This is a genomic window from Frankia sp. AvcI1 (assembly GCF_001420875.1).
Lineage (GTDB): Bacteria > Actinomycetota > Actinomycetes > Frankiales > Frankiaceae > Frankia > Frankia alni.
In genome coordinates this window covers 144582-165384 of the sequence record NZ_LJFZ01000008.1, presented here as the reverse complement: position 1 = coordinate 165384, position 20803 = coordinate 144582, and the positions used below count along the sequence as shown (strand labels likewise).

General features: G+C 71.3%; 8 protein-coding genes and 27 pseudogenes. 22 read left to right on the top strand and 13 right to left on the bottom strand.

Going from position 1 to position 20803, the window contains the following annotated elements; translation table 11 throughout:
• Position 1: 1 nt before the first annotated feature.
• Positions 2-173: pseudogene (locus UK94_RS47515) on the bottom strand (purine-nucleoside phosphorylase); the annotation flags it as partial.
• Between the two features lies 1 nt (position 174).
• Positions 175-518, bottom strand: a pseudogene (locus UK94_RS47510) (purine-nucleoside phosphorylase); the annotation flags it as partial.
• Positions 519-758: 240 nt separating this feature from the next.
• Here UK94_RS47510 and UK94_RS47500 point away from each other — a divergent pair.
• From UK94_RS47500 to UK94_RS47440, 14 genes and pseudogenes are all read left to right on the top strand, one after another.
• A pseudogene (locus tag UK94_RS47500) lies at positions 759-947 on the top strand (hypothetical protein); the annotation flags it as partial.
• Between the two features lie 238 nt (positions 948-1185).
• A pseudogene (locus UK94_RS73470) lies at positions 1186-1299 on the top strand (hypothetical protein); the annotation flags it as partial.
• A gap of 1 nt (position 1300) precedes the next feature.
• Positions 1301-1985: pseudogene (locus UK94_RS47495) on the top strand (amino acid--tRNA ligase-related protein); the annotation flags it as partial.
• 1 nt (position 1986) lies between these two features.
• Positions 1987-2481, top strand: a pseudogene (locus UK94_RS47490) (GAD domain-containing protein); the annotation flags it as partial.
• A gap of 1 nt (position 2482) precedes the next feature.
• Positions 2483-3042, top strand: a 560-nt coding sequence (locus tag UK94_RS47485) for an amino acid--tRNA ligase-related protein (RefSeq protein ID WP_313949476.1), incomplete at its 5' end; no start/stop codon positions are given.
• 99 nt (positions 3043-3141) lie between these two features.
• Positions 3142-3358 (top strand): annotated as a pseudogene (locus tag UK94_RS47480) (glutamate-cysteine ligase family protein); the annotation flags it as partial.
• Between the two features lies 1 nt (position 3359).
• Positions 3360-3508 (top strand): annotated as a pseudogene (locus tag UK94_RS47475) (carboxylate--amine ligase); the annotation flags it as partial.
• A 1-nt stretch (position 3509) separates the two neighbouring features.
• Positions 3510-3737, top strand: a pseudogene (locus UK94_RS47470) (glutamate-cysteine ligase family protein); the annotation flags it as partial.
• A gap of 1 nt (position 3738) precedes the next feature.
• Positions 3739-4021 (top strand): annotated as a pseudogene (locus tag UK94_RS47465) (glutamate-cysteine ligase family protein); the annotation flags it as partial.
• 1 nt (position 4022) lies between these two features.
• Positions 4023-4290 (top strand): annotated as a pseudogene (locus UK94_RS47460) (carboxylate--amine ligase); the annotation flags it as partial.
• 155 nt (positions 4291-4445) lie between these two features.
• Positions 4446-4532, top strand: a pseudogene (locus UK94_RS47455) (hypothetical protein); the annotation flags it as partial.
• 1 nt (position 4533) lies between these two features.
• A pseudogene (locus UK94_RS47450) lies at positions 4534-5070 on the top strand (amidohydrolase); the annotation flags it as partial.
• Position 5071: 1 nt separating this feature from the next.
• Positions 5072-5288: pseudogene (locus UK94_RS47445) on the top strand (amidohydrolase); the annotation flags it as partial.
• Between the two features lies 1 nt (position 5289).
• Positions 5290-5597: pseudogene (locus tag UK94_RS47440) on the top strand (amidohydrolase); the annotation flags it as partial.
• Between the two features lie 19 nt (positions 5598-5616).
• Here the strand turns inward: UK94_RS47440 and UK94_RS10835 are convergent.
• Positions 5617-6000: pseudogene (locus tag UK94_RS10835) on the bottom strand (gamma-glutamylcyclotransferase); the annotation flags it as partial.
• Between the two features lie 247 nt (positions 6001-6247).
• Here UK94_RS10835 and UK94_RS10830 point away from each other — a divergent pair.
• The 5 genes and pseudogenes from UK94_RS10830 to UK94_RS73465 all read left to right on the top strand — a co-directional run.
• Positions 6248-7329: pseudogene (locus tag UK94_RS10830) on the top strand (NAD(P)H-quinone dehydrogenase); the annotation flags it as partial.
• Between the two features lies 1 nt (position 7330).
• Positions 7331-7729 (top strand): annotated as a pseudogene (locus UK94_RS47435) (NAD(P)H-quinone dehydrogenase); the annotation flags it as partial.
• 459 nt (positions 7730-8188) lie between these two features.
• Positions 8189-8567 (top strand): annotated as a pseudogene (locus UK94_RS75990) (HNH endonuclease); the annotation flags it as partial.
• A 1-nt stretch (position 8568) separates the two neighbouring features.
• On the top strand, positions 8569-9354 hold a 786-nt coding region (locus UK94_RS47425; RefSeq protein WP_235487484.1), incomplete at both ends, for an HNH endonuclease signature motif containing protein.
• 10 nt (positions 9355-9364) lie between these two features.
• Positions 9365-9550 (top strand): annotated as a pseudogene (locus tag UK94_RS73465) (HNH endonuclease); the annotation flags it as partial.
• A gap of 46 nt (positions 9551-9596) precedes the next feature.
• Here the strand turns inward: UK94_RS73465 and UK94_RS10820 are convergent.
• The 8 genes and pseudogenes from UK94_RS10820 to UK94_RS73455 form a co-directional block, all read right to left on the bottom strand.
• Complete coding sequence (locus tag UK94_RS10820; protein WP_055749703.1) at positions 9597-9992, bottom strand: DUF5313 family protein; 396 nt, start codon at positions 9990-9992, stop codon at positions 9597-9599.
• A 61-nt stretch (positions 9993-10053) separates the two neighbouring features.
• Positions 10054-11697: pseudogene (locus UK94_RS10815) on the bottom strand (biotin carboxylase N-terminal domain-containing protein); the annotation flags it as partial.
• Between the two features lies 1 nt (position 11698).
• Positions 11699-11814 (bottom strand): biotin carboxylase N-terminal domain-containing protein (locus UK94_RS73460; protein WP_268761303.1); only part of this gene is annotated, 116 nt, incomplete at its 3' end.
• 116 nt (positions 11815-11930) lie between these two features.
• A complete protein-coding gene (locus UK94_RS32400) occupies positions 11931-12182 on the bottom strand; it encodes an acyl-CoA carboxylase subunit epsilon (protein ID WP_011602413.1) in 252 nt (83 codons plus the stop codon).
• Between the two features lie 176 nt (positions 12183-12358).
• Positions 12359-12470, bottom strand: a pseudogene (locus UK94_RS47415) (carboxyl transferase domain-containing protein); the annotation flags it as partial.
• A gap of 11 nt (positions 12471-12481) precedes the next feature.
• Positions 12482-13578: pseudogene (locus UK94_RS10810) on the bottom strand (acyl-CoA carboxylase subunit beta); the annotation flags it as partial.
• Position 13579: 1 nt separating this feature from the next.
• Positions 13580-13742: pseudogene (locus UK94_RS47410) on the bottom strand (carboxyl transferase domain-containing protein); the annotation flags it as partial.
• Between the two features lies 1 nt (position 13743).
• Positions 13744-13862, bottom strand: a pseudogene (locus tag UK94_RS73455) (hypothetical protein); the annotation flags it as partial.
• A 350-nt stretch (positions 13863-14212) separates the two neighbouring features.
• Here UK94_RS73455 and UK94_RS10805 point away from each other — a divergent pair.
• The 3 genes and pseudogenes from UK94_RS10805 to UK94_RS47400 form a co-directional block, all read left to right on the top strand.
• On the top strand, positions 14213-15184 hold the full coding sequence (locus UK94_RS10805; protein ID WP_235487480.1) for a biotin--[acetyl-CoA-carboxylase] ligase: 972 nt from the start codon (positions 14213-14215) through the stop codon (positions 15182-15184).
• 303 nt (positions 15185-15487) lie between these two features.
• Positions 15488-15616: pseudogene (locus UK94_RS47405) on the top strand (PH domain-containing protein); the annotation flags it as partial.
• Between the two features lies 1 nt (position 15617).
• The coding region (locus tag UK94_RS47400; RefSeq protein WP_235487477.1) for a PH domain-containing protein at positions 15618-15781 on the top strand (164 nt) is incomplete at its 5' end.
• 31 nt (positions 15782-15812) lie between these two features.
• Here UK94_RS47400 and UK94_RS10795 read toward each other — a convergent pair.
• Together UK94_RS10795 and UK94_RS10790 are read right to left on the bottom strand one after the other, a co-directional pair.
• Positions 15813-16526 (bottom strand): hypothetical protein, encoded by a 714-nt coding sequence (locus tag UK94_RS10795; RefSeq protein WP_050997013.1) that lies wholly within the window; start codon positions 16524-16526, stop codon positions 15813-15815.
• Between the two features lie 217 nt (positions 16527-16743).
• Positions 16744-17724 (bottom strand): annotated as a pseudogene (locus UK94_RS10790) (hypothetical protein); the annotation flags it as partial.
• Positions 17725-20803: the final 3079 nt, after the last annotated feature.

Here is a 20803-nt window from a genome sequence, read left to right as displayed (position 1 = left end):
NCCTCGCGGGCCAGGGCGCGCAGCCGTGGCGAGTAGGCGTCGGTGAGATCGGTGAAGGCGGGTCCCACGAGCGGTGATCGTCCGGTCAGGTTGAGATGGTCGGAGATGAGGACCGGCTGGCCGATGGTCATGTCGGCGCGAAGCCCGCCGGCGGCGTTCGTCAGCACGACCGTNGACGCACCCGCGGCGCAGGCCAGCCGCACGGCGTGCACCACCTGTGACAGCGCGTGGCCCTCGTACGCGTGCACCCGGCCCAGGTAGACGAGCAGCCGGCGGTCCTCGAGGCGCAGCGACTGGGCGACCGGCCGATGACCGGGCACCTTGGTGCCCGGTGGAAAGCCCCCGAGCTCGGCGAAGGTGACTTCGGTGACCTCCCTGGCCCGTCGCGCGAGCACGTCCGCGGCCGGGCGCCACCCCGAGCCCAGCAGAATCGCCACGTCGTGCCGCCCGGCCCCGGTCAGCTCCGCCAGCCGCGCGGCCGAGGCCGCCGCATCCGGTTCCTCCGCCTGCTCTCGCACCCGGCGACTGTACGGGGTGCGTGGAGGAGACTGGCGTGCGTGCCCCTGTTGCCGTCCCACCGCCGGCTCCCGTCCGTGCCGCTGGAGTCCGGTGAGTTCACCGAGGTCGTGTTGCGGGGACGGCTGACCGATCCCGACGGGCCGGGACGGCTGACGTCGAAGGTGGAGACGTTCGTCGGCCATCGGGTCGGTGCCTCCCGGTGGATCGTGCTCACCGACAGACGGCTGCTCGTCGTCGCNCCGTTTCCCCGGGACGGCGACTGGTTCGACGTCGTGTTCGACCGTCGCGAGGTGAGCGCCTCCCGCGGGGTCAAGCACGGCGACGTCATCACGGTGGAACTCAGCACGCCGCGCGGACGCCAGGTCCTGCGCGTCCCGGCCCGGCTGCGCACCGAGGCCGGCCGCTTCATCCGCGCGCTGCGTCGCTAGGCGACCGGTCGGGCGCGCCGGACGGCGGACGACCGGGACCACCTCCTCGGGTGGGGGCGAGCCTCTCGCGTGGGTGCGCGACCTGACGCGAGGCGCGGCGGCCTGACCGGACCGTCCCGACGCAGCGGCCGATAAGGTCGGGACGGGATCCCGCGGCGGGCGTGACGATATCGCCACAGCACTGGCGTGACACCGCGCCCGGTGGGCCGAACCGGACAGCGATGGGAACAACGGACCGATGACTACAACCCAGCCGGCCACCGGCGAGCTACCGATCCCGGAGCCGGGGGTCTCCGCGGCCAGCGGGCAGCGTACGGCCATGCGCACGCATCTGTGCGCTGACCTGCGGGCCNATCACGTCGGCCGGACCGTGTCGGTGTGCGGCTGGGTGGCCCACCGCCGCCAGCACGGGCAGTCGCTGACCTTCGTCGACCTGCGGGACCACTCCGGCCTCCTGCAGGTCGTCGTCGACGGATCCGTCGACGTCCGCTCCGAGTACGTGTTGCGAGTCACCGGCACGGTGGCCATCCGGCCGGAGGGCACGGCGAACCCGGCGCTGGCGACGGGGGAGGTCGAGCTGCGCGACTGCGCTGTCGAGATCCTGTCGGTCGCCACCCCGCCGCCGTTCCCCCTCGACGACCGGGCCGACGCCGTCGACGAGTCCACCCGGCTGGCCTATCGCTACCTCGACCTGCGTCGGGAGCGGATGCAGCGCAACCTGCGGACCCGCTCCGCGGTGCTGGGCGCGATGCGCGCCGCCCTGGCGCCCCTCGACTTCGTCGAGGTGGAGACGCCGCTGCTGATGCCGTCGACGCCGGAGGGTGCCCGGGAGTTCATCGTCCCGTCCCGGCAGTTCCCGGGAAGCTTCTACGCCCTGCCGCAGTCGCCGCAGCTGTTCAAGCAGCTGCTCATGGTGGGCGGGACCGACCGCTACTTCCAGTTCGCGCGTTGCCTGCGGGACGAGGACCTGCGCGCCGACCGGCAGTACGAGTTCACCCAGCTCGACCTCGAGATGAGCTTCGTCGACCAGGACGACGTNCTCGACGTGATCTCCGCCGCGGTGCTGGCCGCGGCGCGGGCGGTGCGGACCGACACGGTGCCGCCGATCGAACGGATCACCTGGCACGAGTCGATGAACCGCTTCGGCGTCGACAAGCCGGACCTGCGATTCGGGATGGAGCTCGTCGAGCTCACCGCGATCTTCGCCGGCAGCGGCTTCAAGGCGTTCGCCGGCGCCGAGGCGATCAAGGGCATTCGGGTGCCCGGTGGCTCGGCCGCGCACAACCGGCGCCGGCTGGACGATCTCACCACGCGGGCCAAGGCACTGGGCGCCAAGGGCCTGGTGTGGATGCGGGTGGGCGCCGGTGGTGAGCTGGAGTCGCCGGTGGCGAAGTTCCTCTCGGCGGACGAACTCGCCGGGATCGTCGCCGCGACCGACGCCGTCGAGGGCGACCTGCTGCTGCTGGTCGCCGACGCGTGGGCGACCACCTGCGAGGTGCTCGGACAGCTCCGCAACGATCTCGGTCGCCCGCCGNCCGGCCAGGGGCCGCTGCGGTTCGTGTGGGTGGTGGACTTCCCGCTGTTCGTCGGCGTCGACCCGGCCACCGGGCGGCCCAAGCCCGGGCACCACCCCTTCACCCGCCCGCATCCCGACGACATCGCGAAGCTGGAGAGCGAACCGCTCGCGGTGCGCAGCCGCGCCTACGACCTGGTGCTCAACGGCTGGGAGCTCGGGTCCGGTTCGATCCGGATCCACGAGAGCGCCCTGCAGCAGCGCATCTTCGGCCTGCTCGGGATCACGCCCGACGAGGCGAACGCCCGGTTCGGCTTCTTCCTCACCCCGTTTGGCTACGGTGCGCCGCCGCATGGCGGTTTCGCGGTCGGCATCGACCGGTTGGTCGCCATCCTCGCGGGTGAGGAGAACATCCGTGAGGTCATCGCCTTCCCGAAGACCCAGTCCGGTCTCGACCCGCTGACGGGGGCGCCCACCCAGGTGACCGACCGTCAGCTTCGTGAACTGGGCGTACGAGTCATTGCCGCGGCCCCCCCGGCTACGGCGGCTGCGCCGGCCTCCGCGGGAGGGGAGCGGGGGTAGGAACGGCTCGAATGGGTACTCAGCTCCTGCTGTCCGTGAGCCGAGCGGAACGGTGACGGCCGCCCGACACCGGCATCGGCCCCGATCCGAGGAGCCCAGGTGCAGATTCCCTTCTCGTCCTCGACGAGCTCCAGTCTCGGCATCGAGTGGGAACTGCAGCTCGTCGACCAACAGTCCCGCGAGCTGCGCGGCGAGGCCACCCTCATCCTCGACGAGCTGCGGGCGAAGGTCGGCGAGCGGGAGGCGGCCAAGGCGAAACACGAGCTGTTCGAGTCGACCGTCGAGGTCATCACCGGGGTCTGCGGGTCGGTGGGGGNGGCGACCGCCGACCTGGCCGGCACGGTGTCGCTGCTGCGTGACCTGGCGGAGCGGCGCGGGGTCGGCCTGATGTGCAGCGGCACCCATCCCACCAGCGACTACGCCGGGCAGCGCATCACCGACGACAACCGGTACTCGCGGCTGGTCANCCAGATGCAGTGGCTGGCCCGCCGGCTGCTCATCTTCGGCGTCCACGTGCACGTCGGGGTTCGTTCGCCGGACAAGGCGATGCCGATCATGAATGCCCTGATGGTGTACATCCCGCATTTCCTCGCCCTGTCCGCCTCGTCGCCGTTCTGGCTGGGCGGGGACACGGGCCTGGCCTCGTCGCGCTCCCAGGTGTTCGCCAGCCTGCCCACCGCGGGCCTGCCCTACCCNCTGGAGGACTGGCCGCGCTTCGAGTCCTTCATGGAGACGCTCATCGCGGCGGGCACGATCGAGACGATCCGGGAGGTCTGGTGGGACATCCGGCCTCATCCCAACTTCGGGACCGTGGAACTGCGGATCTGTGACGGGCTGCCGACGCTGCTGGAGGTCGGTGCGGTCGCCGCCCTCGCACAGTGTCTCGTCGACCGGATGAACACCCAGATCGACCGCGGATACCGGCTCCCGACACCGCAGCGGTGGCTGGTGCAGGAGAACAAGTGGCGGGCGGCCCGTTNCGGCCTTGACGCGCAGATCCTGATCGACGACCGCGGCGGGGTGCGATCGGTCCGCGACGACCTCGTGGACCTCGTGGAGGATCTGCTTCCGGTCGCCCACCGGCTGGACTGCGCGCAGCAGCTCGCCGACGTCCTGGTGATCCTCGAGACCGGGGCGAGCTACACCCGGCAGCGGGCGGTGGCCCGGCGGGCCGATGGAGATCTCACCCGGGTCGTCGATACCCTGCTGGAAGAGATGAATACCGGCCGTCCGGTCGTTGCCGGATAGGTGCGTCGGCGCGCACCCGACGGTCCGGTATCCGANACGGCGCGCGTCAGGGCCCGTGCGGCGCCCGCAGGGAGGAGCCCGGCCGNCAGATGGAGGCCAACGAGACCGCGGCCGTCGCCCGATGGGTGACCGCGCATGAATCCGAGCTGGTCGCNCTGCGCCGTGACCTGCACGCCCACCCCGAGCTCGGCCGGCAGGAACGGCGGACGGCCGGGCAGGTGGAGGCGAGGCTGCGCGCCGCGNGACTGTCCCCGCACCGGTTGCCGGACGTGCCGGGGCTGTGGTGTGACATCGGCGTCGGGGCGGATCGCGATCCGGCGGCCCCGGTGGTGGTCGTCCGGGCCGACATGGACGCGCTCCCGCTGCCGGACGGCAAGGACGTCGTGTATCGCTCGACGGTGCCCGGCGTGGCCCACGCCTGTGGGCATGACGTGCACACCACCGTGGTGCTGGGCGTCGGTCTGGCTCTCGCCGAGTACACGCGTACGGCGTCGCTGCCGGGGACCGTGCGTCTTGTCTTCCAGCCGGCCGAGGAGCTCATGCCCGGCGGGGCGCTGGACGTGATCGACGCCGGCGCGCTGAAGCCCGCCTCGGCGGCGATCGCCGTGCACTGCGATCCCGCGCTGGACGTGGGCACCATCGGGCTGCGGACCGGGCCGATCACCTCCGCGGCCGACGCCATCGAGATCACGATGGCGGGGCCGGGTGGCCACACCTCGCGACCACAGAACACGGTCGACCTGGTGTACGCGATCGTCCGGCTGGCCGCCGACCTGCCAGNCGCGCTTGGCCGGCTGGTCGATCCACGGTCGGCGTTGTCCCTGGTCTGGGGGCAGGTGCAGGCCGGCACCGTCGCCAACGCCATCCCCCGCACGGGGCAGCTGCGCGGGACCATCCGCACGCTGTCCCGAGAGACCTGGGAGTCCGTCCCCACCCTCGTGACCCGGGTCGCCGAGCAGCTCGTCGCCCCCTACGGCGCGCAGATCGTGGTCGACTACNGGCGCGGCGTGCCTCCCGTCGTCAACAGTGCGGAGGTCGTCGACGTGTTCCAGAGCGTCGTCGATCGCGCCCTTGGCCATGGCGCGTCCACCACGGTGGCGCAGTCCCTGGGCGGGGAGGACTTCGGCTGGTATCTCAACCACGTGCCCGGTGCGCTGGCCCGGTTGGGTACCCGCGTTCCGGGGGGTCCCACCTACGATCTGCACCAAGGGGCCTTCGACGTCGACGAGCGGGCCGTCGGCGTCGGGGTGCGGCTGCTGGCCGGCGCCGCCCTGGAGCTGCTGCGCCGCCCACCGGCCTCCCTCTGACCTGCGCTCGCCCGGCCGACTATGCCGTCGGCCGGGTGCGGAGCTCCTTGACGTAGTCGGCAGGAGCCCCTGCCTTCTCGGCGGAATCGGCGATCATGTCGAGGTACCACCGGGAGGGCAGGCCGCCCTCGTAGGAGTTCAGCACGTAGGTCCAGGCGAGAGCCTCGCCGTCCAGGGTGGACACCCTGACGCGGATGCGGGTGTACAGGCCGGTGTCCGCGCCTTCCCACACGTCGAGCCGCTCCAGGTCATAGCGGTCGAGGTCGTACAGCAGCACATACGCATGGTTGCCGGGTGACTCGACGATCGTGGCCAGCGCCCCGTCCCAGCCCACGTTCTCACCGCCGAAGGTCAGGCGCCAGCCGTTGATCCATCCAGTGCCGGTGACGGGCGAGTGGGGGGCNCGCTCCTTCATCTGCGCCGGGTCGAGATTGCCGGCGTACGCCGCGTACAAGGTCATCGTCGTCTCTCGGGGTGACGGTGCGTGGCTATAGCTGCTATGTCCGTCTCAAAGGTGGAAGAAGGATGTCTCGTGGACTTCGCGCATGGTGGCTTCCGCCTGTGATCCTACGGAGCTNTCCGCACCGGGAGGAGCGCAGCCGCCGAGGCAGGGGAAGATGAAAGGAGGAGATGTCAGATCGGGAGGGCACGTGACGCGCATCGTCATTCTCGGTGGAGGGCCTGGCGGCTATGAATCGGCGCTCGTGGCTGCGTCGCTGGGCGCGACGGTCACGGTCATCGACTCGGATGGGATCGGCGGCGCCTGTGTGCTCACCGACTGTGTTCCTTCCAAGACGCTGATCGCGACTTCGGAGACTATGACCAATATCGCACTGGCGCCGGGGCTCGGTATCCGCCCGCATGGACCGGGCGCGGGGACCGAAGCGGTGCTGCCCGCCGTGGCGTGGGGCATGCGAAGTGGTCTGGACGGGGGTGTTCCTCCGCTCACGCCGCCGGAGGTCGTCAGTGTGGATCCGGAGCAGGTGTACGAAAGGGTTCGGGAGCTTGCAAAGGCCCAGTCCCTGGACATCGAACGCCGACTCGAGCGAGAGAAGGTCGAGGTGGTCCACGCGGCGGGCCGACTGGTCGGGCCGCATGCGATCGAGACGAACACCGGCGAGACCTTCGTGGGTGACGTGATTCTCGTCGCCACCGGGGCGAGCCCGCGGGATCTTCCGACCGCCCGCCCGGACGGCGAACGCATACTCACCTGGCGCCATCTCTACGATCTCAAGGAGATTCCGGAGCATCTGGTCGTCGTCGGCTCCGGCGTCACCGGCGCCGAGTTCGCCAGCGCCTACCGGGCGATGGGCGCGGAGGTCACCCTCGTGTCGTCTCGCGAACGGGTCCTGCCCGGCGAGGACCCGGACGCCGCGCGCGTCATCGAGGATGTGTTCGTGCGGCGTGGCATCGAGGTGCTCAACCGCTCGCGCGCCGCCTCGGTCCGCCGCATCGGCGACGGCGTGATCGTCGAGCTCACCGACGGTCGCACCGTCACGGGGAGCCACGCTCTGATGGCGGTCGGATCCGTTCCCCGCACGAAGGGGCTCGGCCTGACCGAGGTCGGTGTTCGCCTCGGTCCCGGCGGGCACGTGAACGTCGATCGGATGTCGCGCACCTCCGTGCCCGGCGTGTATGCGGCCGGCGACTGCACCGGCGTTCTGCCGCTCGCTTCGGTGGCCGCCATGCAGGGCCGGATAGCAATGTGGCACGCCCTCGGGGAGGCGGTGAGNCCGCTGCGACTCGGGACCGTCTCCTCCAACATCTTCACCGAGCCGGAAATCGCCACGGTCGGAGTCACCCAGGTGATGAAGGACACGGGTGCCGTCGCGGCCGAGGTGACCACCGTGCCACTCTCGCGCAACCCTCGCGCGAAGATGATGGGGATTGAGGACGGTTTCGTCAAACTGTTCTGCCGGCCGGGCAGCGGCAGCGTGCTCGGTGGCGTGATTGTCGCCCCGCGCGCGTCGGAGCTCATCCTTTCTGTCTCGCTCGCGGTCGAACACGGTCTCACCGTCGATCAGATCGCGCACACCTTCTCCATCTACCCCTCGTTGTCCGGATCGATCACCGAGGCTGCCCGGGTTCTGCGCCCCCGGGACTTCTTCGCGGGCTTCGACAACGCGGGGTGAAATCGACCTCGGCCGGCGTCGACCTTCGGTGGAGTGATGGCGACGGCCGCGCCGGTCGGCGCGGCAGCGGTCGGTGCTCGCTCCTCGCCGCCGGGACTGGTTCGGATGACGGTGTGAGCATAGGCCGCTCCCGCCGCCGGATCCACCGCCCGCCGCGTTTTCGGCACCGTCTCTAGGTTGTGGTCGCCCTCTGGTCGGTCCCGAGTGCACTGGTCGAGCATCAATGATGGCGCGAGCATTTCCTAGGGGTTGTGGTCGTGCATCTCGCAGGGCGCTCGTCGTGGATGCGGAACCTGCTTGGCGGAGGCGGCCGGCATCGACTATGCTTGCGAACGTGTGTTCGATGGCTGGAGTCGATGCTCTCGCGCGACTCCNGGCCGCCGATCGCGCAGACATGGATCGGGCGTATCTTTTCCGGAGCCTGACCCTTCCGGCGATCTACCNGCGGCAGGTGGCGCAGTGTATTCATTTTCTGAATTCTGGAAAGCGAATGATCCGGGCGGAGGGTCCGGCGGGGAGAAAGACGCTGGTGCCCCGGATCCGCAAGCAGCGGCTGTGGACGAACGTGACGTGGCCGGCATACTGGAATCGCCGTTCGCGCAATGGGTGGAGAATCTCGACGCGAGCGCCTGTCTGCATCTCGACGTGCAGATCGAGCGGGAGATCGCGCGCTGGGAGGCCGCCCGGCTGGTTGTCCGGGCGAGGTTTGCTCGGCTACGGCCGCCCGAACTCGACGGCGGCGAACAGCGCTACCAGGCCTTCGACGAGTTCGCCGGGGACGAACTGGCTGCCGAGCTGAGGCTGTCGCCGGCGGCGGGCGGCAGGCGGCTGGCCTTCGNGGTCAGCGCGGTTCGCCGCATGCCCGCTGCGGTCAACGCTCTCGGCTTCGGATCCATCGACCTGGAGCGTCTGAGCGCGCTGGAGCGACTGACGGCGAACCTCACGGACGAACAGGCGGACGAGGTCGCCGGAGGAGTGCTGAGCAACGGCGGCGGCCGCCCCAGTCACAGCGCCTTCGCCGCCGCCGTGCGGCGCCGCGTCATCAAGGTGGACCCGGAGGGTGCCGAACGTCGGCGTCGAAAGGCGGCGAACGCACGTCGGGTGACGATCCGGGCCGAGGCCGACGCGATGGGACGCCTCTCGGCCCTGCTGCCCGCAGACCGCATGGTGGCGGCCTTCCAAAAGGTCGACGGGCTGGCGAAGAAGGCCGGAACGACGCAGGACGAGCGAGACCTCGACCAGCGGCGTGCCGACGTCCTCTACGACCTGATCATGGGAGATGACCGCGATCGCATCAATATCGAGATGCAGGTCATCGTGCCGGTGGAATCCCTGGCGGGCCTGTCGGAGAAGCCCGGCGAAATCCCGGGCTACGGGCCGATACCCGCCGAGATCGTCCGCGAGATGGCGGCCAACCCGCGATGCACCTGGCGGCGGATCCTCACCGACCCGGCGGAGGGACGGGTGGTGGAGACGGCGAGTCGGCGATTCCCATCCGCCGCGTTGGCCCGGTATATCCGGGCTCGTAATCCCACCTGTGTCTTTCCAGGTTGCGACAAACCGTCAGCCGCCTGCGATCTCGACCATACTCGGCCGCGCAGCCACAGCGGCAGGACGGAGGAAGGNAACCTTGGNCCGGCGTGCCGCCGCCATCACCGGCTCAAGCACGCCGCGGACCGGCCGCGCGGAGCCGCACCTTCCGCCACGACCAGCCCGGTGACGCGGTGGAAGGTTTGCCAGGTCAGACCCGGACACTTCATCTGGACGAGTCCGGAAGAGCGCACCTATCACGTCGGCCCGGTGCACCATGAGCAGGAATGATCATCCTTGGGCGCCGGTCAGGCCGGGGACGGCGTGGAGCCGACGGTTACTCGTCATCCTCGTCCTCGTGCGGCGGAATCACGGGTGGCAAGCCGTGTTGTTCAAGCCGCCGGTTCCGGAAGAAGCCGCTGGTGGCGAAGCCCAACCCCGCCCCGGCGACCAGGAGGAACGCGACCGTCGCCGCGCGAACGGCCAGCTCGCCCGGAAGCAGAGCGAAGACCACGGCAAACGGCAGCATCAGAACGAAGGGGCGTGCCGCCTGCCGCGTCCGCCAGCCTGGGGCGGTCAAATCCTGGGAGATCCACGCGTTGTAGGTCGGAGGAAGTGTCCCGCCGAGGAGATAGTGGACACGGCCGGTCAGCGGTGGCCGTCGCGCCACCGCCGGCGGGGCTGTCGCCGTGTCCTGCCCGCGCACCGTCGCGCTGTCTTCGCCGCCGTCCATACCCCGCAGCTTATGAAGTGGACGGCCGGCAGGAAGACAGCGCGGCGGGCGGAGAGGCAGATCAGTCCTTGATCTCACAGAGAACGGCACCACTGGTGACCACCGCGCCCACGGCTGCGGTCAGACCGGTGACGGTGCCGCCGCGATGAGCATTGATCGGCTGCTCCATCTTCATCGCTTCCAGCACGATGATGAGGTCGCCGGCGGCGACCGTGTCGCCGTCGTTGACAGCAACCTTCACGATGGTGCCCTGCATGGGACTGGTCAGGGCGTCACCGGTCACCTTGGTGGCCGCCGCGCCGCGGGAAGACCGCTTGGGCGCGGCACCACGCGACGCGGACGAGGTCGAGGTGGCGCCGAGCCCCGCCGGCAGCACGACCTCGAGACGCTTGCCGCCCACCTCGACGATGACCGACTCCCGGGGCTCGGGCGTGGTGTCGGCGTCCGTGCCACCGCTGAAGGCCGGGATGGTGTTGTCGAACTCGGTCTCGATCCACCGGTTGTGGATGCGGAACGGCTCCGCGGCGTCCTCGGGAGCGAAGGCCGGGTCCCGCACGACCGCACGATGGAACGGCAGTGCTGTGGCCATGCCGTCGACAACCATCTCGTCCAGCGCACGCCGGGCACGCTCCAGCGCCTCCTGGCGGGTCGCACCGGTGATGATGAGCTTGGCGAGCAGGGAGTCGAAGGCGCCCCCGATCACGCTGCCGCTCTCGACTCCGGTGTCGAGACGTACGCCCGGACCGGCCGGCGAGACGAACGTGGTCACTGTTCCCGGAGCGGGAAGGAAGTTGCGGCCGGGGTCCTCCCCGTTGATCCGGAACTCGATGGCGTGGCCGCGGGGAGCGGGGTCGGTGAAGTCGAGCGCCTCACCCTCCGCGATCCGGAACTGGGCGCGGACGAGGTCCACGCCGGACACCTCTTCGGTCACCGGGTGCTCGACCTGGAGCCGGGTGTTCACCTCGAGGAAGCTGATCATGCCGTCGCGGGCGACCAGGAATTCCACGGTGCCAGCGCCGACGTAGCCGGCCTTCTTGCAGATCGCCTTGGACGCCTCGTAGAGCTCGGTGAGCTGCTCCGCGGAGAGGAACGGCGCCGGCGCCTCCTCGACGAGCTTCTGGTAGCGCCGCTGCAGCGAGCAGTCCCGGGTGCCGACGACGACGACGTTGCCGTGGCTGTCGGCGAGGACCTGCGTCTCCACGTGCCGGGGCTGGTCGAGGTAGCGCTCCACGAAGCATTCGCCCCGGCCGAAGGCGGCGACCGCCTCTCGGACCGCGCTGTCGAACAGTTCGGGCAGTTCCTCCGCGGTCCAGGCGACCTTGAGCCCGCGGCCACCGCCACCGAACGCGGCCTTGATGGCGACCGGCAGGCCGTACTGCTCGGCGAAGGCGACGACTTCATCGACGCCGGCAACGGGATCGGCGGTGCCCGGCGCGAGCGGCGCGCCGACGGCCAGTGCGATGTGGCGGGCCGCCGTCTTGTCTCCGAGGCGGCGAATGGCCTCGGGCGGCGGACCGATCCAGGTAAGGCCGGCACCGATCACAGCCTCGGCGAAATCCGCGTTCTCCGAGAGGAAGCCGTATCCAGGATGAACAGCATCCGCTCCGGACGACTTGCAGGCATCGAGTATCTTGTCGATGCGTAGATAGGAGTCGCCAGGGGTCGTACCACCCAGCGCGAATGCCTCGTCGGCGACGCGCACGTGNAGTGCGTCGATGTCCGGTTCGGCGTATACCGCAACGCTCGTGTATCCGGCGTCGCGGCATGCGCGGGCCACCCGAACCGCAATCTCTCCCCGGTTAGCAATGAGGATCTTACGCACGTTGCTCCCGTCCTCGTCCGGCCTGCCTGAAGTCTAGGCGAGTCGGGCCGCACAGTTCGCTCTTGTTGTGCCTGGATGTGATGCCACCGACATCCCGGCGTCACCTGTCGGTTCGGTTACCAACCAGCTCGGGTGCGTACACCCGGGCTCATCCCGGAGCGTCGCCACGAACCTGCTCCGGTAGCGAGTGGGGCACGCAGCGCCTGAGCCGGATCCGCCCAGGCGGAGCGCACGGGAGACGGACCTTCCACCGGAACCGCGCGCGCCGCCAGAAGCGCGACCACCGCGGCAATCTCTTCGGGTGTCGCGTTCCCACGGATCAGACGTAGCCGGGGCCGGCTGGTCTGTCCGTCGTCGTCCTGGGCCACGGTCCTCTCCTCACTCGACCTCCGGCCGCGCACCGTGCGCAGCCTGCCGTCCATCGTCGTCCCTCGTCGCGTGTTCGCTCGTCCAGCGGGTGCGCGCGTGGGAAGCGGACCGGCTGCGTGCCGGCGAAAGTCCGGGGCCGAACTACAGCGGGATGTTGCCGTGCTTCTTCGGCGGNAGGGACTCCCGCTTGGTACGCAGCAGGCGCAGGGCTCGAATGATCTCCCGGCGGGTCTCGGACGGGTTGATCACCGCGTCGAGGTACCCGCGTTCCGCCGCGATGTACGGGGNCGCGAAGTGNTCGTTGTAGTCCTCGATGAGCTCCGCCCGGCGGCTGTCCGGAGACTCTGCCTTGGCCAGATCGCGCCGGTAGATGATGTTCACAGCGCCCCGGGCACCCATGACGGCGATCTCGGCGGTCGGCCAGGCGAGGTTGATGTCGGCCCGCAGGTGCTTCGACCCCATCACGTCGTACGCGCCGCCATACGCCTTCCTGGTGATGACGGTGACCTTGGGGACGGTCGCCTCGGCGTAGGCGTAGATCAGCTTGGCGCCTCGCCGGATGATCCCGTTCCATTCCTGGGAGGTACCGGGCAGGAAGCCGGGCACATCGACCAGGGTCAGCACCGGAATGTTGAAGGCGTCGCAGGTCCGGACGAAGCGTGCGGCCTTCTCGCTGGCGTCGATGTCGAGGGTGCCGGCGAACTGCATCGGCTGGTTCGCCACGACCCCGACCGATCGGCCGTCCACCCGCCCGAAGCCGACGATCAGGTTCTGGGCGAACTGGGCGTGGACCTCGAGGAAGTCCCCGTCGTCGACCAGGCGCTCGATGATCTGATGCATGTCATACGGCGTGTTCGGCGAGTCCGGGATGAAGGTGTCGAGCTCGGGATCGATCTCGGCGCCCGGGTCGTCCACCGCGTCGTAACTCGGGGTCTCGTCGAGGTTGTTCGACGGCAGGAACGACAGCAGTGCCCGGGCGAGCTCCAGGCACTCCGTCTCGTCGGCGGCCTGGAAGTGCGCGACCCCGCTGCGCGAGTTGTGGGTGGCGGCACCACCCAGCTCCTCCATCCCGACGTCCTCGCCGGTGACCTCTTTGATGACGTCCGGGCCGGTGATGAACATGTGGCTGGTCTGATCGACCATCAGCGTGAAGTCCGTGATCGCCGGGGAGTACACGGCGCCGCCGGCGCACGGCCCCATGATCAGGGAAAGCTGTGGGACGACACCGGAGGCCATGACGTTGCGGTAGAAGATCTCGCCGTACAGGCCGAGCGAGACGACACCCTCCTGGATGCGGGCCCCGCCGGAGTCGTTGATACCGACGACCGGGCAGCCGGTCTTCAGCGCCAGATCCATGATCTTGACGATCTTCTCGCCGAAGACCTCGCCGAGGCTNCCCCCGAAGACCGTGAAGTCCTGGCTGAACACGCAGACCTGGCGGCCGTCGACGGTGCCGTACCCCGTCACCACGCCGTCGCCGTACGGGCGGTTGGCCTGGACGCCGAAGTCGTGCGCCCGGTGCCGCGCGAACGCGTCGGTCTCGACGAACGAGCCCGGGTNGAGGAAGGCCTCGATCCGCTCACGCGCGGTCATCTTGCCCTTGGCGTGCTGGGCGTCTACCGCCCGCTGCGACCCGGCGTGGACCGCGTCTTCGTTCACGCGCCGCAGTTGGGCAAGTCNCCCTGCGGTGGTGTGCGGGTCGGGAGCAGAATCCTCGGCGGACGCGGGAAGAGCCATAGGCCGCAGCGTACGACCCCTGTGGGCTCACGTGCGCGACTGTTGTGGAGTTGATCTCATCGATTGACCGGAATCTGGGGCTCGCCTCCGGTGGGCCGTATCGAAGGTCACAGCATCCCACTTCTGGTATCCCCGGTCGGGTACCAGGAGCGCTCTGCACGTCGGCGCACTGGCCGACTCGTGNCATCCGGCACAGATCGGACGACGTGAGGTTGGTCTCGTATCGCCCGGACCATCGGTGTGTCGATGCGCGCCCCGAGCCTGCGCTCGTGAGACGAACCGCTCTGGCAGGCTGTCTGCCGTGAGCTCGACGCCGGATTCCGCCCCTGCGGAACCGCCCCAGGATCCAGCTGCGCCCGCCGCCGCCGCCGCCGACGACGACGACGCCGCCGACGCCGGCCGAGGTCGGTCACCAGGCCCGGCCGGTGACCGGGGTCCCCTCGACGCCACGCGGCTGACGGCTGCCGCGGCGGCGGCCGGGATGGACCTGACCGTGATCCAGGAGATCGACTCGACGAACGCGGCCCTGGCCAGAATCGCGCGGGGGGAGACCGGCGATCCGGCTCTGGGCGGGCTCTCGCGACAGTGGCGCGAAGGCTCAGAGCCCGGGGTCGCCCCCCACGGCCGCGCTCTGGTCCTCGCCGCGGAACGGCAGACCGCCGGGCGTGGGCGGCTCGACCGCTCCTGGGAGTCCCGACCCGGGGCCGGCCTGACCGTGTCCCTGCTCATCCGACCGCGGACCGCGGTCTCCCGGCTCGGCTGGCTGCCGATGGTCGTCGGCACGTCGCTGGTCGCCACGGTGCGGGCCGTCGCCGGCGTGCCCGCGGTCCTCAAGTGGCCCAACGACGTCCTGGTCGAGGGCGGGAAGCTGGCCGGCATCCTGGTAGAGGTTGTTCCGGTGCCGGCGTCCGCGCCATCGGTGGTCATCGGCTTCGGGCTCAACGTCAACGCGGAACCGGACGAGTTGCCGGCCCGGTCCACGAGTCTGCTGCTCGCCGGCGCCCATCCGGTCGCCCTGGACCGCACCGAACTACTCGGACGGATCCTCACCGGGCTCGTCGACGCGCTTGCCGCCTGGGAGGCCGATCCTCAGGCGGCCCGCGCCGCCTATCTGGCGGTGTGCGCGACGATCGGTCGGGAGGTCCGCGTCGAGCTCCCGGACGGCTCGGCCGACATCGGCAGGGCGACGGATGTCGATCTCGAGGGGCGGCTCGTGGTGGCCGGTCGTGCTTACAGCGCCGGAGACGTCGTCCACCTGCGGTGACGGCGGGCAGGGCGGACTCCGCAAGCCGGCCCGCCACGCGACGGACCCGAATGTGGCCTGTCGGTGCCGGATGCGACGATCGTCACCGTGGCGTTCCCCGACGACATCCTCACCCAGGACGAAGAGGTTGTCCTGCATCTGCACCCGCACTGGGTCAGCCTGATCATTCCGGCGCTCTGGACGGTGGTGGCTCTCGTCCTCGCGGTGCTGGGCGTCTTCTTCGCGCCTGGCGGCGTGGTGCAGAAACCCGTCCAGTACCTGGTGCTGTTCCTCGCTCTCGGGGCGATCGCCTACCTCGGCGCGATGCCCTGGCTGCGCCAGCTCACGACCCACTACGTCGTCACCAGTCAGCGGCTCGTGATCAGAGAAGGCCTGATCACCCGTGCCGGCCGGGACATCCCGCTCGCCTGGCTGGTCGCAGCGACGGTGCGGNAGAACGCCATCGACCGCCTGCTGGGATCGGGCAGCCTGATCGTCGAGACGGCCGGTCAGCGCGGCCGGGTCGTTCTCTCGTGCATGCCGCACGCGCACAGGGTCCAGGAGACCCTCGCCGAGCTCTCGGCGCCGTACCGGCCGCGGGGCCGTCCCGACTACTGAGACCACCCCGTCGACCAGGTCAGGGCTCTGTTCAGAGCGGGTCGTACTCGCGCCACCAGGCCAGGAGCCGGCCTGCATCGGGATCCTCGGTGGCGAAGCCGACCAACTCGTCGTCCACGGTCCAGAACACCGCGAACCGGTCCGCCTCGGCCGTGCAGAGGAAGGTGCCGCGGCGCCGAGCGCTGTGGGCCCAACGCTCGATGCTGGTCTGACCCCGGGCGCAGTCCCCGGCGTCGGTGAGCTTCGCCGACCGGCGTTCGACGTCGCCTTGCAGCGCGGCAGCGTCCCGGTACCGCAGGACCGACAGTCGCGCCGGCGCCGGGGTCTCGGTCGAGACCCCGGGGGCGCAGGTCAACGCCGCCGCCACCCCGTCACCATCACGAGGGGCGGCCCGGCAGTCGGTGACCGCGAACGGCCGCAGCGAGGCCAGCAGCCGGGCATCGGCCGGATCGAACGTCACGCTCGGCGCCGGGCTCCCGACCGTGCGGCCGCCGCTGGAACGATCAGAACCCGAAACGGCGGTGCTCGGGGCGGGCCGCCCGGTGGAGGCCTGATCCGAACCGCCGCTCACCAGCAGCCCGACGGCGACGCCCGCACCGATGATGACCGCGCCGGCGAGGCCGGCCACAACGGCTCGCCGCCGTCCGCCGCCGGTGCCCGCAGCGCGGTGATCCCCGTCCCCGACCAGCGACCCCTCGGGGTCGTCGACCGGTTCCGGCGAGGTGGTCTCGTCGGGATCCTGCATGCCGTCCGCCCTCCCGAACGATTGTCACTCAGCGGCGCAGCGGGGTGAACGAGTGCCACCAGTCGTTGATGCGAGCAGCCGTCGGATCGTCGGCGGAGAAGGCGATCAGATGGTCGTCGTACGTCCAGAACTCGTAGAACCTGTTCGCGAAGAAGTAGCACAGGCGGCTGCCACCGGTAGCGTCGGCGGGCGAGCTCCACCGTTCCGAGCTCTGCTNCCCGTCGTCGCAGTTTCCTTCGTCGAAGTAGAACGTTTCCCGGGCGCCGATCTGTCGATCCAGTGCGGAACGGTTCGGGAAGTGGAACGCGCTGACCTCCATCCCCGACGGCGCTTTGCAGATGAGGGTGGCGTCGGCGTAGGCGCTGTCGCTGCGTGCCGGAGCAGTACAACCGGTCATGACGGCGGGATTGAGCAGAGATCGCAGGATCTCCCGCGGATCGCCCCCGGCCTCGGCCCCCGTGCCCGTGGTGGCCGTCCCGGCGCCCGCGGGGCGGCCCTGGGCGGCGGTGGTCGACTCACCGCCTCCGTTGCCCCCGGTGAACGCCAGGACTCCGAACACGATCACCAGGACCAGCAGCAACCCGCCGCCCCCGATCAACAGGCGCCGGTCGACCAGCACCTTGTTCCGGTCGGCTGCGGGCCGGCGGGCGCCCTCCCGGGCTCCACCGGCCGTGGGCTCGGAGCCGTCGCCGGCCGGTGGCGGCAGTCCGGGCAACAGGCCCGGCAGGGACGCCGGGCGACCCCTGTCCGGGACGGGCGCGGTGGGGGCGGCGGGCAGGGGGAAGGCGTTGTCGCGGCCGGGTACCGCGCCCGGCGGGAACCCGTTCGGACCGGCCCCGGCCGGGAACGGGCCATAGGGCACGGGACGGTGCTCCGGCACCGCACGGGGACCGGCGCCGGCCGGCGGCGGGTACCCGCCGATCGGCCCGGGCGTGGGAAAGCCGGGCGGGGGAGCGCCGCCACCCCGGGCAGCGCCAGCGGCCCTCGCGGCGTCGAACGCGCCAACATCCGGGGTCACCGTTCCGGCGGCGCTGGACACTCCGGGGCCGGGGCCAGGGCCGGGGCCAGGGCCGGTGGGCGTGTCGCGCGCACCGCCGGCGGGTCCGGTGGCTCCACCGCGGGCCCCGAACGGTCCGAGGAAGGTCGTGTCGCCGTCGCCGTCGCCGTCGCCGACCAGGCTTCCCCTGGGCTCGTTCACCTGGTGGGCGGGTCCGGGCTGGGGACCGGCGGGCGGCCGGACACCCGGACGTCCGGGAACGGTCGAGCTGGGTGGGGTCAGCCGGTAGGTGAGGTCACCGTCACCCTCCCAGGGCGGGACCGTGCCGCTGGGACCAAGCCCTGGCGCAGCGCCGGGCGAGGCCGGTCCGCCGAGGTCGGAGCCTGGTGTGGGAGTGCCTCCGGGGCCGGCGGGGAGCGGTCGGGCGGTGAAGGCGGGGTCGGCCGGCGGGGTGAGGCTCCCGGGAAAGCCGACCGGCGGGGGGCCGGGCGTGGGTGTCCCGGGTGCCCCTGCTGCGCCGGGTGGGAGGGAACCGGGTCTGATCGGCGGAGCGTAGTAGAGCGGACCGGGCGGTCCGGCCAGTCCGCCGGGCGGACCCGGGGGAGCCGGTGGCCCGGGCGGACGCGGCTCCGAGCCGACGGCCCCGGGTAGACCGGTGATGGGCACCTGTCCAGGCTGCCCGGGCGGTCCGACGGACTCCCGTGGACCGCCGGGCCCGGTCGGGGAGCTCGATCCGGATCCAACGCCGGGCGTGGGCGCCGGGAAGCTCCCCGGCCCGACCGGCCCGACCGGCCCGACCGGCCCGACCGGCCCGACCGGCCCGGTCCGAGGCGGGGCGGCGGGCGGCGCCGGCGGTGACGGCCAGGCGGGTGCTGCGGAGGCCAACGGGCCGGGTGGCCCGCCCGGACCGGTCAGGCCGCCGAACCGGGGCGGTGCCGACGGGATGGGCGGGCCGGGCGGGTAAGCGGGCCCGCGCGCGGTGGTGTCGGCTGCCGGGTCACCGAGCGGTGAGCCCGGTCCCGCGTAGGGCGGCGGCCATGAGACGTGCCCAGGCCCGGGGCCCTGGCGCAGCGGGTCCGGGGCCGCGCCCGCCCGGNCCGCGCCGCTCGCCGGGTCGGCCCCGAACCGGTCGCCGGGTCCTGCCGGGGCGGGTCCTGCCGGGGCGAGGCCCCCGGGAGGCATGGTGCGTTGGGCATCGTCGAGGTCCGAGCCCGAGTCCGGATCGTCGCCGAGGCGCGGCCCCGGCGGCGACTGCTCGGGTGAGCGCGACGTCTCGTCGTCGCCATAGCCGGGGCTCGGCACGGTTCCTCCCGAGATGGGTGACGGTTGCGGTCCCCAGAGTAGGCGCACCACCCTGCGAATACCGGTGGTATTGGGCTACTGCACAACAAATGCGGCCCTATCGCCACCCGCCCGGACGCGTGGCAGCAGGCTTGCGGCGCGACAGCGCGCCCCGACCGGATCAGCTCTGCGGCACCGGATCGAACCCGCTCCACCATTCATACAAAGCGACGCCGTCGGTTCCNGTCGCCATGAACGAGACCAGCTTGTCGTCGTAGGACCAGAAGATGAAGTGACTGCTGTCCCGGACCGTGCAGACGGCGGTGCCCTGGGTCTTTCCCTGGTCGAAGTTCCAGGTGAAGACCTCGCTGCCGCCGGTCTTGCACGTGCCGCCCGGAGCGGTGGCCAAGGACTTGCGGACGTCGACGTCGCTGGTGAGGTCACCAGCGGTGGCGTAGGCGTAGGCGGCGACGACCTTGCCGTCGTCGGAGTCGCAGAAGAGCGCGGCCAGGATGTGGTCGCTCTCCGCATCCCTGTTGGGCTTGCAGTCGGTCATCGCCGACGAGTCCAGCTTGGCGACCAGCTCGTTCTCGGCCGGGGTGAGCGTCGAGGATGCGCTGGGTGACGCGCTCGGTGACGGGCTCGGTGAGGACGAGAGCGTGGCGGAGGGGCTCGCCGGCGCGGTCGGCGGCGCGCTGGGTGAGACCGAGTCGGCCGCCGCCGGCTTCCCGTCGTCGGACCCGCCGGTGAGCAGCACGACCGGGATGATGATGAGGAGCAGCACGACGACGACGGCCGCGCCGATGATGACCGCCCGTCGGCGACCGGAGCCGCCGGGCCGAGGCCCACCCGCGGGTCCGGTACCGGCCGGCGGGTACGCCCCGTACGCCCCGGCCGGCGGGTAGCCCTGCTGGTAGCCACCGGCCGCCGGATAGCCCTGCTGCTGGTAACCCTGCTGGTAGCCCTGCTCCTGATAGCCGGGCCCCGGGTACCCCTGCTGGTAGCCCTGCTGCTGGTAGCCCTGCTGGTGGTAGCCCTGGTCGTAGCCCGCGGCCGGTTGCGCGTAGCCACCCGGCGGTGGGTATCCGGTGGGTGGGTAGCCGGGTGAGCCGCCGTAGCCGCCGCTGGCCGGACCGCTCGGGCCGCCGGCCCCCGACGCCGCGCCGTAGCCCCCTGCCGGCGGGTAGGCGGCGGTCGGCGGGTACTCCTCCGGAGCCGGGCTTCGACCCTGTCCGGCGGACGTTCCCGGCGGCCATCCACTGCCCGCGCCGTCAGGAAGTATCCGAGTCTGCGCCTCTTCGCCGTATTCGTCCTCGCCCTGTTGGGGCCCGCCACGACCGTAGGGATCCGGGCCACCTTGGGGATCGTCACGTCCGTAGGGATCCCGGTGGCCGCGGGGATCTGCCGGGCCGTAGGGCGCCGTCTGGCCGTAGGGCGCCGTCTGGCCGTAGGGGCTGGCCGGAGCGTGGGGCTCCGTCTGGCCGTAGGGATCGTTGCGCGGGCGGCCCGCCGCGACGGGCGGGAATCCCGGGCCCGCGGGCGGCTGGACGACCGTCGGCCAACCATCAGCCTGGCCCGGTCGTTGGCTGCCGGAATCCTCGCCGGCCAGACGAGTCCGCTCCGCGTCGTCGTACGGCGCGGCGCCGCCCGGGTCAGCCGGGTCCGGGTGGAAACCGGCCGGTGTGCCGTGTACCCGCTGGGTCTCGGCGTCCGGGTCCTGGGGGCCTGGGCCCGGTGACTGCATGAGATCCTCCTGTGCCGCGCGAAGGCGCCCCCGGCGTCGCGCCCCGTCCCTGCCCGCCAGCGGTCGGGGCAGCCCTGTGTTGGCCGGTCCCCTCGCTCCGCCCGCGCCCACCGCGGCTGGGACAGGATAAACCGCGACTTCCGCCCCAGATCGGGCCCGCTGCTGATGGTAGGGCCTTTGCTGCTGGAACGAAGGGGGGGTCGCCTTCTCGACAGGCCCACGGGGTCGGGTCGCCCCCTCCCGCCCTCGTGGAGG